Below are 15,260 nucleotides of genomic sequence, written 5' to 3' on the forward strand. Positions count from 1 at the left end.
CTACAGGTCTCCCGTGCCCTTCTTCGAGGGGAGCACCTTGAGCGAGTCCGCGGCCGTGCGGCCCCGGATGCTCGCGGCGTACATGTCCTCGATGCTCGCGGGCGGCGCGGAGAACGTGCCGGGGAACTGCGCGCGCAGCACGTAGCCCACCGTGCGCGGGCTGTCGCTCCACCACGCCGGCTCCTCGAAGAAGAACGTCGCGCGCTCCGGGCTCAGCACCCGGCGCTTGAGCGCCTCCGGCACCAACGGCAGCGAGTGCGGAGGACCGCGGAACACCTTGTCCTCCTGCAGCGCCACGAAGCCCGCGGGCACCGCGTCCTCCACCACGTAGTAGGCAGAGCGCACCCTGTTGCCGCCGCGAGCGTCCATCGTCAGCTCCACGTAGACCTCCTCGCCCTGCGCCACCGTGTCGCCCGCGCCCAGCTTCACCTTCCCGCCCTCGCGCAGCACGTAGTAGGCGCGCTGCAGCGACATGCCCTCGGACTGCTCGCGCACCGCGGAGAGCGGCGTGAGCGCCGTGGCCTGCAACGTCGCCACGCCGTCGAAGCCGCCCACGTCCACCGTCCGCGTCCCCGCGGGCAGCGTCGCGACCAGGCCCATGCCGCGCGGCGAGAACTTCACCGCGCCCTTCAGGCCCTTCACCTCCGGCGGCGTCATGCCCTTGAACGCCTTCGCGTCACGCTCCAAGAGCCACAGCGAGTGCAAGAGCGCCGTGCTCCGGTCGAACGTGGACAGGTCCGGCTCCGACAGCATCTCCAGGATGCGACGGCGCGCCCGGGTGACATCCAGCGTGCCGAACGACGCCGCGTGCGCGGCGATGGCCGTCAGGCCCACCCGGCGCAGCGGGAAGCGGAAGAACGCCTCCGACTGCTCCAGCTGCTGGCCCGGCTTGTACGCGGCCAGCGTGGTGAAGCCCTCGGAGCTGCGCTTCACCAGCGCGTTGATGCGCGCCTGCAGCGCCGGCTCCTTGATGACGCCCGCCTTCTCCGCCGCGAGCACCGCCAGCGCCAGCGGGTAGAGCTCTCCGGACTCGGAGGACTCCACCAGCGCACGCACGCGCGCCGCCTGCTTCGGACCGTCCAGCCGCGCCAGCACGTACGCGCGCGTCGCGTCGTACTCGGGCGACAGGTTCTGCTGCGCCTCCAGCCAGCGCGCGCTCTCCACCAGCCGCGGGTCCGTGCGCTCCACCAGCCCCGCCTCCGCCGCGTACGCCAGGCCATCCAGCGCGATGAGCGTCAGGGGCAGGCTGGGCGTCTCGTAACCGCCGAACCACGTGAAGCCGCCGCCCTTCACCGACAGGTTGAGGATGCGCGCGGTGCCCTGCACCGAGCGGCTGCGCGCCTCCGCCAGCAGCGCCTGCGTGTCGGTGTCCAGCTTCGCCACCGCGCCCGCCTGCTGCAGCACCTGGTACACCGCCACGTTCGGCACCGTCGTGGACACCAGCTGCTCCAGGCACCCGTACGGGTACGTGAGCAGCTCGCGCACGTTGGACAGCGCCGCGTCGACGATGGACGGCTGGAGCACCAGCTCCACGCTCGCGAGCGTCGCCTCCTTCGCCGCCGGCACCTCCAGCGCGCCGCCACCCCAGGCGCTCACCTTCACCACGTCCTGCACCGCCGCCGGCTCCACCTGGAACAGCTTGCGGTCCTTGAGCGGGTCCTTGGTGCCCGACACGTCCACCAGCAGCTGCGCGTCGCCCGTCGCCGAGGCGCGCAGCGTCAGCGGCACCACCTTCTCGCCGCCCTTGGCCAGCTCCACCTTGTGCTGGGACTGGTCCGCCTTCAGCGCGCCCGCCGACGCGAGCTTCACGTCGAGCAGCTGGCTGGCCGGCGACTTCTCCCCCGCGGACAGGCGGATGGAGGCGAGCGCCTCGTCCCCCTCGCGCAGGAACTGCGGCAGCGCCGCGTACAGGTTCAGCCCGCCGCGCGTGGCGAACTCGGAGGTACTCTCACCGAAGCGGCCGGACGTGTCCGCCGCCACCGCCGTCACCACCCACAGCGTCTGGTTGGACGGCAGCGTGAAGCGCACCGTGGCGCGGCCATCGCGGTCGGTCACCACCGCGGGGTCCCAGTGCGCCGTGTCCTTCTCCAAATCCTTCGCCTGGCGGTTGGGCGGCTTGATGGACGCGAAGGCGTGGTCGGGCAGGCCCGCCATCTTGCGCGCCAGCGCCTCGCCGTAGCCGTACCCCTGGAACTCCGCCGAGTAGAAGTTGGACACGTTGTTGCGCGCCGGCGGGTAGAAGAAGTCCAGCACGCGCGGGCGGAACTCGGACTGGATGGCGTAGACGGCCTTGTCCACCACGCCCACGGAGAGCTGGGCCACCACGCCCTTGCCCTCGAAATCCGTGACGCGCAGGTCGATGGTCTGCTCCGTCAGCGGCGTGGCCTCGGCCCGGCGCGGCTGGAGCTCCACGGTGAGCGTGCGCTCCCGCGGAATCACGCGGAACGCCACCGTGCGCTCCTCCCAGCGGCCCGTCGACGTCGGGTACGCCACGGACGCGTACACCGCGCCACCGAAGCGCTTCTCCACGTTGAAGCTGTGCACCAGCGTGCGGCCCTTGAGCGCCACCACCTGCGTGTCGAACAGCGTGGCGCCCGCGAGCGTCACCCACACCGGGCCCTCGTCGCGCCCCCCCGCGCCCCAGCCGTCCGGCATCAGCGCCACCAGCCGCGCCGTGTCGCCCGGCTCCAGCGTGCCCGACAGCGACGCCAGCGTGAGGTTGGGCACCTGCGCCACCGCCTCGTCCGCCGAGCCGATGACCAGCAGCGACTCCTCGCCCTGCCACGTCTCACCGCGCTTGTCCTTCACCGTCACGCGCGAGAGCACCGCGCCGACGTCGGACGTGGGCACCTTCTCGCGGTGCGTGCCGTCCGCCGCCGTGGTGAACGAGCGCTTGCCCAGGCTCTTCTCGGCGCCGTCCGCCTTGCGCAGCACGAACTCCACCTCGCCCTGCGTGACGCCGTACGCCTTGCCCGACAGCGTGGTGGCGCGCACCGACAGCGTCGCCTCGCCGCCCTTGGACACCACCGCGTCCGAGTAGCGCGCGGTGCCCAGCACCTCCACCTTCGACAAGAAGAACGACGTCGTCGAGTTGGCGAACGTCTCCTGGTCATCCCGCGCGCGCACCGTCAGCGAGTACCGGTACGGCAGCCGCTCCTCACCGGGCTTGAGCTCCGGCACGGCCACTTCAATCTGCGCCTCGCCCTCCGCGCTGAACGCGGTGGCGCTCGCCCACGGATCCTCGCTCGCGCCGCGCTCCGCCACGGAGGAGTACAGCCGCTCGGGCACGCTCAGCTTGCCCTCGGTGCTGGACGCCGAGCCGTACGTCACGTCGCTGCCCTGCCCGCCCTTGCCGGCGTCATCCACCCACGCGGGCGCGTCCAGCAGGCTGCGGTAGAGGAACACCTCGTACTTCGCGCCCTCGGGCACGCCGCCCGCGTACCGACGCGCGCGCACCTTCACGCTCAGCGCCTGGCCGGGCACCACCGTCTCCGACGCCGGCTCCGCCTCCAGGTAGAACGTCGGCTTCACGTAGTCCTGCACGCGCGCCTCGCCCTGGTGCGGCTGCCCGTCCAGCTCCGCCGACACGCGCAGCACGCCGGTGCCCAGGTCGTCCGGCACCTTGAGCGTGCCGTTGAACGCGCCGAACTCGTCCACCGACGCGCGCGTGGTGAGGGCCCGGCCCTCCTGCGAGACGAGCTTCACCGTCACTTCGCGCTTCTTCGGCGTGAACAGCCGCGCCAGGAACGTGTCCGGCTGGCGCACCACGCCGCGGAACTTCACCTCGTGGCCCGGCTTGTAGATGGGGCGGTCGCTGTAGATGAACACGTCCGGCGTCACCGCCAGCGTCGAGTAGAAGTCCGTGTCGACAATCGCCGTGTCCCCGCCCGCCGACGCCGTGGCGATGATGCGCGGCTCCGTCACCGCCAGCCGCACCTCGCCCTTCGCGTCCGTCTTGCCCGTGGGGCCCTTGCCCTTGGCCAGGAACACCTGCACCTCGGCGCCCACCGCGGGCTTCTGGTCCTTGCCCGCCACGCGCACCAGCACCTCGTTGTCCGTCTGCTTCAGCTGCACCGTCAGGTCCGTGACGACCAGCACCACCTGGCCCTCCACGAGCCCCTGCACCAGCTGGAGCACGTACGTGCCCGCGGGCAGCGGCGCCAGCAGCACGCGGCGCTCCTGGAAGCCGTAGCCCCCGCCCGAGCTGAAGCCCGGCACGTTGAAGTCGCGCTCGGCGCCGCCCAGGTCCAGGTTGAGCCACTGGCTGCGCGTCACGGTGAAGCCCGACGGCACACCCACCAGCTTCTTCGGCCCCTCGGACACCTTGGCGAGCGGCTCACTGGAGCCCGGCAGGTTCGCCGCCTCGGGCAGCGCGTCGTTCACCGTGTCGCGGAAGCCCAGGTTGAGCGAGTTGAGCAGCCAGTGGCCCGGCAGCGTCACCGCGTTGACGCCGCGGCTGAGCGCGCGGCCCGGGTTGTTCATCGTCGGCGGCGTCTGGTACGCGCGCCGCAGGTCCCCCTGGGCGCGGATGAACGCCTCCAGGTTGTCCGGCTTGAGCACGCGCAGCTCCACGGGCCCCTTGTCCTCGAAGGCCACGTCCACCGCCACCGGCTCTCCGCTGCCATAGGCGCGCGGCACGGTGATGTAGAGCGGCTTGGCCATCGCCACGCCGGACAGCGCCACCGCCGCCAGTACCGCGAGTCGAGCTACCATCCTCATGACCCGAAACCTCCAGGAACCAACGAATCGCCGCGCACGGTGCCGCGCAGGCCCAGGTACGGCAGCGACTCCAGGTCGCGCCGCGCCGCTTCGATTTCAGGGGGCGTCGCCTTCTGAATCGGCACGTTCCGCCCCACGCGGGACTCGGACAGGTATCCGTCCATGGTGAGGCCACCGAACAGCCGTCCCAGATTCACCCCGAAGGCCAGCGAGGTGGGCTCACGCAGCCCCGCCACCACCGGCCCCGCCGCCGCGAGCATGCTGGGCTTGTTGCCCGAGCACGACATGCGCAGCGTGTTCATCTCCGTCTCCGTCGACGCCAGCACCACGTGATTGCAGAGGGTGGCCCGCTGCACGGTGTGGCTGCCTCCGGTGAAGATGGCCTCCAGCGCCGGCGCGTCCTCCGCGCGGCCCCACAGCACCGCCACCTCCTGCGGCAGCGACGCGTCGCCCCGCGGCGTCCACGTCACCGCCACCTGGCGCGTGCGCGTGGGCCCCTCGCCACCGGACTCCCAGAACGCCTTGAGCGACTCGGCCGTCAGCGTCTCGGGCAGCTTCAGCTGCATGGCCAGCAGCACCGGCGTCTCCTCGGGCACCAGCTTCAGCAAGTCATTCGACAGGGGCGCCGTGTCCAGGCGCGCGGTGCCGTCCATCAGCGCTCCCGCGATGCCACGGCCCACCACCCGGTCCCCCTCCACGCCGAACTGCAGCCGCGTGTCCTCGGACAGCCCCAGCACGTGGGTGAAGAGGTGCGCGTCGCGGCCGAAGGTCTCCGGCTGGAAGCCCAGCTCCACGTCCACGCCGTCGCTGGCCTTCAGCTTCGGCAGGTCCACGCACAGGCCCTGGAGCACCGCCACCGGGTGGCGCGCGAAGACGACCCGGTCGACCCCCTTGGCCGCCCACAGCGTCTGCTCCGCCACCAGCCAGCGCTTGAGCTCCACGCCGTCCGCCTTGGGCGGGGGCGTGCCGCCCGGGCACGACTTCGCGGTCAGCGTGCCGCGGCTGGCCACCGAGTCCAGCACGTCGTAGGCGGAGACCATGGAGGTCTGCGAGCCGGGGACGATGAAGGCGGGCGTGCTCGCGCGTGCGTCACCGGCGAACCACGTCACGCGGAACGGCGTGTCGCCGAGCTTGCCGAGCATCAGGTCCAGCACCGCGCCCTTGAACTCGCCCTTGAGGTCCTCGCCGGTGGAGCCGAAGAACGCGGCCCAGCCTCCGATGAACCCCTGGCCCAGGGGCTGCGCGAGCTGCGAGCGCAGCCACGCGTTGCGCGCCAGCGCGTCACGCACCTTCGCCGGGTGGTGCACGTCCAGCCACACGGCCTGGGGTGCGCTCGAGCCGGGCACCTCCATGTCGGCCGTGGTCGGCTCCGGCAGGCCGTCCACCTCGGGAGGCGGCACGGAGCCATTGGTGCCCGCGCCGGTGATGAGGGGCGTGTGGGGCGTGCTGTCGCCGCCGGTGGAACCGGTGCGGCGGCCCATCAGGAACGCGCCGGCGACCAGCGCGCCGACGACGACCACACCCGCGCCGATGAGCACTCCCTTGGGAGGGCCCGAACGGGGCGGAGGGCTCGCCGGGGGTGGCGGCGTGCCCGGAGGCGGGCTCGACACAGACGTCATGGCATCCACTCCTTGAGACGGAAATAGCCGACGAAGGCGTTGTTGGAGGGCACTGGACGCCACTCGCGCGGCGCCTCGTCGGCGAGATTGTGGAGGAGCCCGGTGCGCACCTGGGCGCCCTTCTCCCCCGGGTGGTAGACGACACGCGCTGGCGCATGGGCCCGGTCCTCGGGGCGCACCACCAGCATGAGATGGAAGACGGGGCCGGCGTCATGCTCGTGCAGGAACGCGAGCACGTCGCCGGTGCGCAGCGACTCGCGCGTGGCGTCGTCGCGGCCCAGCAGCACCATGTTGCGGCGCATCAGCGTCTCCGCGTCCGCGAAGTCGGTGGGCGCGCCGCGCGCGTCGGTCCACAGCGGCGTCTCCAACCGCTCGGGGGCGATGCGCTTGTACGCGGTGCGCACGGCGAAGCGGATGAGGCCCGCGCAGTCACGCTGGTCCGGATGCCACGCAGGGTCCTGCTTGCGCACCTGCGCGAGCGCCACCTGCGCCACCTGGCGACGCAGCAGCACGTCGCGCGACTCGGGAGCCGGGGCCAGCACCGCCTGCGCGGCGTGCACCACGAGCGGCGCGGAGTCCTCCTTCGACACCTCCTGGGACGCGGAGCCCTCTCGCGATGCGGCGTGCGCCACGAGCGCGGTCGCATCCCTCGTCGCCGCGAGAGGCGCGGGCGAGGAAGCACTCACCAGCAGGATGAGAGGCAGGGCGAACATGGCGGAGGACCGGTGCGCGTCACACGGGCGCGTCAGTAGTCGCCCTCGCCGCCGCCGCTGTCGCCGTTCGACTGGAGCTCCTTGAGCGCCTCGGCCAGGTTCGTCGGCCAGCCCGCGCGCGTGGGCTTGGGGTCCGACGACGGCACGTAGACCTCCGCCTGTCCGTCCCCGAGCACGTTCACCCACGCGAGCACGCGCGTGGTGCCCGGCGTCGCCAGGGGGATGCGCACCATGCGGCGGACCTCCTGCGGCGTGCCCTCGAACAGCGACAGGTTCAGCGTGGCCACGGTGTGCGCCTTGTCGCCGCTGGGCCAGTAGTTCGTCGCCACCAGGTACACGCCCTTGGGCGGCGCGCGGTGGATGTAGAGGTACGGGCCGTACGCGGGCTGGTCGAAGTCACCCCCCTGCGAGTTCAGATAGAACGTGCCGCCCGACGGGCTCGCCGTGTCCGCCCAGTACACGTGCGCCATGGACGAGATGGTGAGGCTTCCGTCCTTCACGCTCGAGTCCGTGGGCTCGTAGACGTGCAGGTCCGTGTACACGCCATCCGTGTCGCTGGTCAGGATGACCTTGAAGGGCACGGGCGGGACCTGCGCGTAGCTGGTCGCCTGCGCGCGCGCGGTGCCCGCCTGGTTCGTGGCCATCACCGTGACGACGTTCTTCCCGCTCGCCGCGGGGAAGCTGCGGCTGAAGCGCCCGTTGAACGTGCGCATCAGGTAGCGGTCGCCGTTGAGGGACACGACGATGGGGTCGATGGTGGCGTCGCTCACCGTGCCTTCGATGAGCAGCATGCGGTCCACCGTCCAGCCACCAGAAGGCGCGCTCAGGCGCACCGTGGGCAGCGTCTTGCCCTTGCCGATGGGCACACCTTGCTGGCGCGGGTTGGCTGCGGGCGGCGTCTGCGACAAGAGCAGGGCGAGGATGACGGGAAGCATCACGCGTCCTTGATAGGAAATGGGCCCGACAGAGGTGTCGGTGACGGGCAGACTGCGCCCCCTCCGCCTTCCATTTCAAGTCGCCTGCCAATCGTCAATAGGGGCGGAACCTCGCGGATTTCCGTCGACGCGCGTCATGGGCGCGGGCGGGCGACCACGCGAGCCGGCGCTGACGAGGGCCTTCTGCCGCACCCGGAGTCCAGGCAGACTCATGCGCCTCGACAGGGGGAGCGGCGCGATGATTCAAGGGCTTGATCACATCCAGCTCGCCATGCCCGTGGGCGGCGAGCCCCGCGCCCGCGCTTTCTACGGCGAGCTGCTGGGCTTGAAAGAGATTCCCAAACCACCAGAACTCGCGAAACGCGGAGGCCTCTGGTTCGAGCTCCCGGACGGGCGCGGATTGCACCTCGGCGTGGAGGAGCCCTTCGTCCCGGCGAAGAAGGCACACCCGGCCTTCCGAGTGCTCACGCTGGACCTGCTCGCCGAGCGCGTGTCCCAGGCGAAGGCGCCGGTGAAGTGGAGCCACGAGGTGCCGGACGTGCGGCGCTTCCACAGCGAGGACCCGTTCGGCAACCGGCTGGAGTTCCAGGAGCAACCGAGCGAGCACAAGCTCACCGAGGACGAGGTGCTCGCGGTGCTGTACGCGCTGGAGAAGGAGGAGGTCACCATCCCGACCGCGCAACGCCTGCGCGCGGAGGAGGCGCCCAGCGGGGGCGTGCCCTTCGTGTGCTCGAACGGGTGGTGCTTCGTCATCTTCAGCGACGACTTCGAGTGGGACTACATCATGCGCGTCACCGCCCCGGACGGGCGCTGGCTGGAGTTCCAGGACATGGTGGGCGGGCCCGGACAGCCCAAGCCCATGCCCCGGCTCGCGGACTACCGGCCCCCGTCCCAGATTGGGCTCGACGTATGGGGGCTGTTGGGCGAGCGCGAAGAGGTGGGTGAGGCGCGGCGCGTGCGGTAGCCTGCGGCCTTCGCCGAGAACCCGAACCCGGAGCGCTCGATGCCGACCCTGATACCCGCCCCGTTGCGCGTGACAGCCGTAGGCAACAAGCCGAAGCTCATCCACGAGTTCGTGGGCAAGGCCACCACCCGCACGGGGGACGTCAGCGTGGCCCACATGAACAGCCCCGGTGGGTGGGAGGAGCCGGGCCAGCGACCCGAGTTCAAGGAAATCACCCTGGTGCTCGCGGGCGTGCTGCGCGTGGAGCACAAGGGCGGCGTGCTCGACGTGCGCGGCGGACAGGCCGTCATCTGCGAGCCCGGCGAGTGGGTGCGCTACAGCACCCCAGAGGCCGAGGGCGCCGAGTACGTCGCCATCTGCCTGCCCGCGTTCTCCCCCAAGACGGTGCACCGCGACGACTGAGCGCTTCAGCGCGCGTTCACCATCGTCACGAAGAACTCGCGCAGCGCGCGGAACAGCCGCTGCGTGACGCGCTCGTACCAGGCCTGGTCCTCGTCGGACTCGAAGAACTCGTCGTTCCACGAGCCCATGCCGCCGAACACATCCGCCAGCGAGCACGCGAGGAGCCCTCGCAGGCGCTCCTCCGACGAGGGGAACACCTGGAACAGCGTCACCAGGGAGAAGCGGCGCTCGAACACGTCCCACGCGCGCTCGCCCAGGCCCTCGGCCCGGAGCGCCTCGTGCACCGCGGCCAGTCGCTCGGGGGTGGCGTCGCGAAGCTGGAAGCCGGTGTTCTCCAGGACGAAGCGCGCCAGCCGGAACGCCTCCGCGAAGGGCGAGCCCTTGCGCGCGGCGAACTCCTCGGTGTCCTTCAAGCTCGACAGCAGCTCCGCGCGGGTGTCCGTCGTCGCGCGCGGTGACAGGAGCGGCGAGCGCGCCACCTTCAGCGCGTTGAACAGATACATCTGGTAGCGGGCGTCATTGGGTGCCAGCCGCAGCTGCTCGCGCTCCGGAATCAGCCCCGGGTCCTGGGCGCGCTCCTCCTTGGTGGGGCCCATGGATTTGACGCGCTCGCGCAAGCCGTCCGGGATGAGGAGCTCCGCGCCGCGCGCCTTGCACGTCATCTGGAGCTCCTCCATGAGGTTGCCCATGGGGATGCCCTGCGTCTTCTCCTCGGGACCCTCGCGCAGGAGCACGCGCAGGGACTCGCCGGTGTGGGGGGACTCTCCCTCCGGCAGGAAGCGGTTGAGGTTCTCCGCCGAGCGCGCCCAGACTTGTTCGGCGAAGGGCTGCGCGTCCGTCAGCGTCGCGAAGTCCTTCGCGGCGTCGGGGCTGGCCAGGTACACGCGCTCGTCGGAGGGCACGAACTCCGACAGGCGCTCCGGGGGCAGCAGGCCGCGCTCGAAGTCGTCCGGGTCCAGCGTGCGGAAGAACGGCTGGAACGCCTCGGTGAGCGACACCTGCGCGCCGCTCCGGAGCACGGAGGACTGCAGCTCCTTGAGCAGGTCCCCGCCGAGCAGATCGAACAGCGCGGAGCCCTCGCGCGAGGCCAGGTAGTCGGCCACCTGGGACGCGGCGACGGCGGGACGCTGGTTCAATAGATTGGAGTCCGTGATGACGCGTGAGAGCGCCTCCAGGACCTTCTCGGGGTGCGGCTGGGCGCGCGCGAAGTCCACGAACTGGCGCGGGGTGATGAGCGACGCGCTGCTGAAGACGACCTCCAGCTGGTACAGGTTGTTGCCGCGCCGGGTGCGCACGTCGAGCACCAGCGCCTCCGAGTTGACGAAGGCCGCGGCCACATGGTCCGGCATCTCCCCGGGCCCCATGCCACCCAGGTCCATGGCGCGCACGCTCACCAGCTCCTCGCCGTCGAGCACCTCGCGCCACGCCTCCAGCGGCAGCTCCCGTCCCTCCTTGGTGCGGGCCCCCACCGAGTACGTGCCTGGGACCTCCAACAGCCGCAACGTCCACCCCGAGCCCAGCTCCGTCTCCAGGCGGGTCAGGACGTCCAGCCACTGCTCCTTCTCCACGCGGAGCAGCGACACGGTCAACGCCAGCACCAGGTCATCCAGCTTCATGCACGTCCTCTCCCGGAACCCGCGAGCCTCGCGGCCCACGCGTCCCTCCCATCACGGGCACCCGTCCACCTGCGGTTATCCCATGCCCTTACGCCCACGGGGGCACGTCTGTTCCCTCGAATGTCGGGCGTCGACGCTCCCGGGCCCGAGGTGCTGGGGACGCTAGGCCTGACGGCGGCGCGTCAGGCGTGTCTCCACCGCGCGGTCCTCGCGGCCCTCGGGCCAGATGTTGAAGGACTGGAGGACCAGGGTGTCCGCGTCGGGCTGATGAATCACCGTGCGCCAGCCCCACTTCTGCTTCTGGGTGACGCCCTGCTCGTCGCACATGCTCGCGGTGTAGCCGCCGAGCACGGACACGTGGCCGTCCTCGCGGGGCGCGCCGGTGGAGATCATCATGTTCGCGCTCATGTGGAAGCTGTCCACCCAGGCCGCGGTGTAGTGCTCCTCGGTCTTGTCGAAGCCGAGGATGAGCTGCCCCGCGTGCGGCTTGCCCATCGCGGTGGAGTGGTAGTCGACGCGGACGAAGCGGCCGCCGAGCAGCGGTTCGATGCGCGCGTTCGTGCGGGACTCCTCGGGCGTCGCCGTCGGGTCGAACCACGTCTGCGTAGGCCCTTCCCAGGTGCCCACCAGTCGATTCAACCTTTGGTGGTGCTCACTCGGTTCGAACTCGGCCGTCGGGGCGTTCGTGGCGTTCCAGTCCTGGCTCATGCCCCTTCGTAACCCGGGGCGGTCGTCCCGTCACCCCCACCCATGTCATCATCGGCGCCCATCCAGGAGCGTCCTTGAGCACCCCCGCCACCACCTTCGTCGAGCTGCTCTCCGGTCTGCACGCGGGCTTCAGCGCCGAGGGCCTCGCCGTCCCCGAGCCCGCGTCGTGGCCCGAGTCCCCCGCAGAGGCCGCATCGGCCCTGTTCTCACTCGCGGCGCGCACGGGGACGTTGGTGTTCTCGGTGTGGGCGGATGCGGAGACGAACGAAGCGGGCGCGTCGTTCTTCCTCCCGGTCGCGGACGCGCCGGGGCATCAGGGGTTGCTCGGGCAGGAGCGCAAGCCCGTGCGACAGCCGTTCGCGAGGGAGCTGCATGCGCCGCTGGGGCAGGCCATCGCCGAGCTGTCGAAGCGGGGACAGGACACGGCGCGTCCCGCGCGCGGCACGGTGACACATCCGTTCGACGTGGAGACGGACCCGGAGGTCCTGTTCTGGGTGACGTTCGCGGACAGCGAGGTGGCGCCGAGCATCCTCGCCCATGCGCGGAGCCGGCAACTGCGCGCGGACCAACCGGCGTTCTCCACGCTGAGCCTGGGGCGCGAGGAGGCCGCGTATCTGACGGAGCGGTTCCTGCGACTGGACTCGCTGTTCCAGGGGACGCCCGTGGTGTTCTCGGGGGAGAAGGGCACGGGGCGCACCACGTCGCTGCACGCGGTGATGGAGGTGCTGCCGGACTTCACGAATGTGCTCGCCGCGCTGGAGCAGCCGAGGTCGGTGGATGCGCGGCTGGGTACGGCGCGCGTGGGGGAGTCGATGGCGCTCGCGCAGGTGCTGCGCGCGTTCCTGCGGCAGGACCCGGATGTGGTGCTGGCGGATGAGGCGCGGACGACGAAGGACCTGGAGTTGCTGCTCAACTCCGCGCTCACCGGCCACGCCACTGCGTTCGTGCTGGAGGCGTCGAGCCCCGAGGGGGCGCTCGAGAAGCTGCTCGAGGCGATTCCGGGGCTCCCCGTGGCGCCGCTCATCGTCCATCACACGCGCGAGGCGTCGGGTGCGCTCCGGCGAGAGGTCTACACCGTGCGATACGGCGACGATGGGAAGGGGCTCGTCGAAGCGTGGAGCGCTGCCGCTACTGGATAGGCTCCCGCCCGTCCTGAGCTACGGCCGTTGGTCAGGCTTCGTCGTCGGGGAGGAGTGTCCGGAGAAGCTCGTCGTCAGGTCCGACTGGACGCCAGCCAGCAGGAGGCGGATTGGCGCGAAGCACCGCTCTGGCCTGCCGGACTCGCTCCTTATGCGTTTCTGGGGTGTCGGCAGACCAGCAGCCGAGCGCTTTGGCTACTTGGAAGCGACTCTCCTCATCCATAACGGCTGGCCAACCTTGAGGGAGAGTCTCGGACAGTTCGCGAACAAGCACGTCCCGCACGAAACGCGTGACCTGCTTCCGCTGCTCCGCCTCGGCAAGCAGCGCACTCATCACCTGAACCCCGGCAACATCATCCTGGCCAAGCTCCTCGGCAAGAGCGTTCAACGGAACAGCAGGACGTGCCTCGGCAAATGCAGTCAGCGAATCGAACCCACGTTCGCGAGCCCGTTCATAGAGGCGCGCTTTCCAGTTCCCCTGCCATGAACGACCGTCCGTCATCGACTGCTTCCCTTCGTGAACTTCATGGGGACGTCGTAGCGCTTCATACGGGAAGCGACAATGTTCAGGGCCTCATTCCGCGTCAACATGCGCCCAGCTTCGACCTCAGCTTCATGCAGAGCCTCCATGATCATCCGGCTCCACTCTCCGGGCCACGTGCGTCCCAGCTTCCAGTTTCCTCCTCCGTGAATCGCCTCGTGGTGAGACCGCTCCAATCGGACACAAAAGTTGTCGATGTCCATGTCGCCCTTGAAGCCTCGCGCTTCGAACCACTCACGGTGCTCCTTCGGCATGACGTGGTGCTTCGGTGCCTCGGACATGCCCGCACCTGCTCTGCCCGTCACGTGCATGCCTCGCACCTCGGGACTGTCACCCAGCGCCTCTCGCACGCCCTCGGGCAGGTCCTGGTGCGCCTGCGCCATCATCACCTGCCCACCGTGGATGCGGACCGCGGCGCTCACGACCGGAAGCGAGATGACACCCGCCTGCACCAGCCGCCGCATCATCTCCACCCACTCCGCGGAGACGACCAGTTGCGAGCCCGCCATGACGCCCCCCGAGCTCATCACGAGCCCCATACCGAGCGTCGCGGGCGCCGCTGGGGGCGGCCGGGGTAGCGACATCTTCAGCGTGGAGACCAGGGCCAGCATCTCCATCACCTGCACCGCCACCATCACCTTGCCGCCCACCTCCATCGCCGAGCGCGCGTCCCTGTGAATCGTGTCGAACTCGTGACTCAGCCTCCCCATCAACTCGGGCATCTCGGCCGCAGCCACCTCGACGCGCTCGGGGTCGCCTGACGCAAGCTCCTTCAGCGCGGGCTCCATCAAGCCCTGCACCCGGTGCAGGTCCGCGAACAGCCTCTCCGTGCCGTACATGGGACAGTCCCGCAGCAAGGCATCAGCAAGCTGGAGGAAGTCCACCCATGTGGCCAGCAGCAGGGCTCCGAACATCGCGCCTTGGAGTCGCGGCCCCGCCATGCGCAGGACGCCCAGCTCCATGTCCGAGTCCTCCACCTCCGACGCGACTCCCGCCAGCGCGGTGGCACTCCCCAGCACTTCTCGCAGCCACGCCCGTTGATTGGCACCGTGGTCGAGATAGCGCGTGAAGGCCCCACCCAGACTCCGACCCCCACGAGCAGATGAACGCGATGCGAGCTGGGAGCGCATGGCCTCGCTGCGCTCCATGGACTGCTTCACCTCGTCAATCGCCTTGAGCACCGCTCGTCGCGCGAGGGCGACCTGCGGCCCCCTACCTGCCCCGACTTGTGTCGCTTCGACCCTGGATCCCACGTGACGCCAGAGTGGATTCCCACCTCTTGGCCCCGAGTTGGAGGGCGACGGAGGCCACCCCACACGCGACTCCTGGTGCAACGCACCGCCACGTCCAGGCGCGTAGGGAGTTGAGACGCATCCCGAGGCCAGCAGCCCCCACAGTAGGGCCTCAGCGCGCATGGTCCACCCCCAGGCCCACCGACGCGAAAGCCCCAGGCCGCAGCGTCCCTTCCGACGTGGGGAACAGCAGCGTGCCACTCGTCCCCATCGCGTAGAGCCTCCCACCCAGGAACCTCCAACGGAGCTCCGCCGCGCCCAGATAGCGCGCTCCGGGCTTCCCAGCTCCGACCGCGAGGCCCTTCAGTCCTACTTCCAGGGCGCGCTCGAAGAACTGCATCGCCACGCGGCCATCCACATCGACGCGGCCCCAGGTGAACGCCTCCACGCCGAGCGACAGCCTCAAATTCCTGCGAAGCCCTCCGTCATGGACGGCATCCCACTTCACCTCCGCCTCACCGAAGGCGGAGTGACCCTCCGGAAAGGTCGCCTCCGCGAGCGGTACGGGCTCGGGCCCCACTGCCTGGAAGCGCGCCAGCTCGTAGTCCGCGCCGAAGAAGCCTTGCCGGAATCCACCGTGCTGACGTCGCGCCTCCAGCCGGAGCCGCAGAT

The 15,260-nt window shown here is 70.4% G+C and carries 11 protein-coding genes and 1 pseudogene; 3 read left to right on the forward strand and 9 right to left on the reverse strand.

What is annotated here, in order from left to right; genetic code table 11:
- The 4 genes from LXT21_RS38985 to LXT21_RS39000 are packed head-to-tail and all read right to left on the reverse strand — an operon-like array spanning window position 1 to window position 7,986.
- Window positions 1–4,719 carry an alpha-2-macroglobulin family protein gene (locus LXT21_RS38985; protein WP_254043314.1) on the reverse strand — a complete coding sequence of 1,573 codons (4,719 nt, stop codon included), beginning with the start codon at window positions 4,717–4,719 and terminating at the stop codon, window positions 1–3.
- Window positions 4,716–6,338 (reverse strand): hypothetical protein, encoded by a 1,623-nt coding sequence (locus LXT21_RS38990; RefSeq protein ID WP_254043315.1) that lies wholly within the window; start codon window positions 6,336–6,338, stop codon window positions 4,716–4,718. The genes LXT21_RS38985 and LXT21_RS38990 overlap by 4 nt, the downstream gene beginning before the upstream one ends.
- A complete protein-coding gene (locus LXT21_RS38995) occupies window positions 6,335–7,051 on the reverse strand; it encodes a DUF1175 family protein (protein WP_254043316.1) in 717 nt (238 codons plus the stop codon). The genes LXT21_RS38990 and LXT21_RS38995 overlap by 4 nt, the downstream gene beginning before the upstream one ends.
- 32 nt (window positions 7,052–7,083) lie before the next feature.
- The gene (locus LXT21_RS39000) at window positions 7,084–7,986 is read right to left on the reverse strand and encodes a DUF2135 domain-containing protein (RefSeq protein WP_254043317.1); all 903 of its coding nucleotides are present in this window, start codon (window positions 7,984–7,986) and stop codon (window positions 7,084–7,086) included.
- A 238-nt stretch (window positions 7,987–8,224) separates the two neighbouring features.
- Here LXT21_RS39000 and LXT21_RS39005 point away from each other — a divergent pair, with 238 nt between their 5' ends.
- On the forward strand, window positions 8,225–8,950 hold the full coding sequence (locus tag LXT21_RS39005; protein WP_254043318.1) for a VOC family protein: 726 nt from the start codon (window positions 8,225–8,227) through the stop codon (window positions 8,948–8,950).
- Between the two features lie 39 nt (window positions 8,951–8,989).
- On the forward strand, window positions 8,990–9,352 hold the full coding sequence (locus LXT21_RS39010; protein WP_046710723.1) for a cupin domain-containing protein: 363 nt from the start codon (window positions 8,990–8,992) through the stop codon (window positions 9,350–9,352).
- Between the two features lie 5 nt (window positions 9,353–9,357).
- Here the strand turns inward: LXT21_RS39010 and LXT21_RS39015 are convergent, their stop codons facing one another.
- Both LXT21_RS39015 and LXT21_RS39020 read right to left on the reverse strand, forming a co-directional pair.
- On the reverse strand, window positions 9,358–10,968 hold the full coding sequence (locus LXT21_RS39015; RefSeq protein WP_254043319.1) for a hypothetical protein: 1,611 nt from the start codon (window positions 10,966–10,968) through the stop codon (window positions 9,358–9,360).
- Window positions 10,969–11,130: 162 nt separating this feature from the next.
- Window positions 11,131–11,676, reverse strand: coding sequence for a DUF1579 domain-containing protein (locus LXT21_RS39020; protein WP_254043320.1), 546 nt, complete (start codon window positions 11,674–11,676; stop codon window positions 11,131–11,133).
- 74 nt (window positions 11,677–11,750) lie between these two features.
- Between LXT21_RS39020 and LXT21_RS39025 the strand changes: the two genes are divergently transcribed.
- Window positions 11,751–12,815, forward strand: a complete 1,065-nt coding sequence (locus LXT21_RS39025; protein WP_254043321.1) for an ATPase, T2SS/T4P/T4SS family — start codon at window positions 11,751–11,753, stop codon at window positions 12,813–12,815.
- A gap of 31 nt (window positions 12,816–12,846) precedes the next feature.
- On the opposite strand, the gene LXT21_RS39030 is transcribed toward LXT21_RS39025, so the two are convergent.
- The 3 genes and pseudogenes from LXT21_RS39030 to LXT21_RS39040 all read right to left on the reverse strand — a co-directional run.
- Window positions 12,847–13,317, reverse strand: a complete 471-nt coding sequence (locus tag LXT21_RS39030; protein WP_254043322.1) for an NUDIX hydrolase — start codon at window positions 13,315–13,317, stop codon at window positions 12,847–12,849.
- Window positions 13,314–14,537 (reverse strand): DUF2380 domain-containing protein, encoded by a 1,224-nt coding sequence (locus LXT21_RS39035; RefSeq protein ID WP_323395565.1) that lies wholly within the window; start codon window positions 14,535–14,537, stop codon window positions 13,314–13,316. Before LXT21_RS39035 ends, LXT21_RS39030 begins: the two co-directional genes overlap by 4 nt.
- Before the next feature lie 223 nt (window positions 14,538–14,760).
- Window positions 14,761–15,260, reverse strand: a pseudogene (locus LXT21_RS39040) (hypothetical protein); the annotation flags it as partial.

The organism is Myxococcus guangdongensis (assembly GCF_024198255.1).
Classification (GTDB): Bacteria; Myxococcota; Myxococcia; order Myxococcales; family Myxococcaceae; genus Myxococcus; species Myxococcus guangdongensis.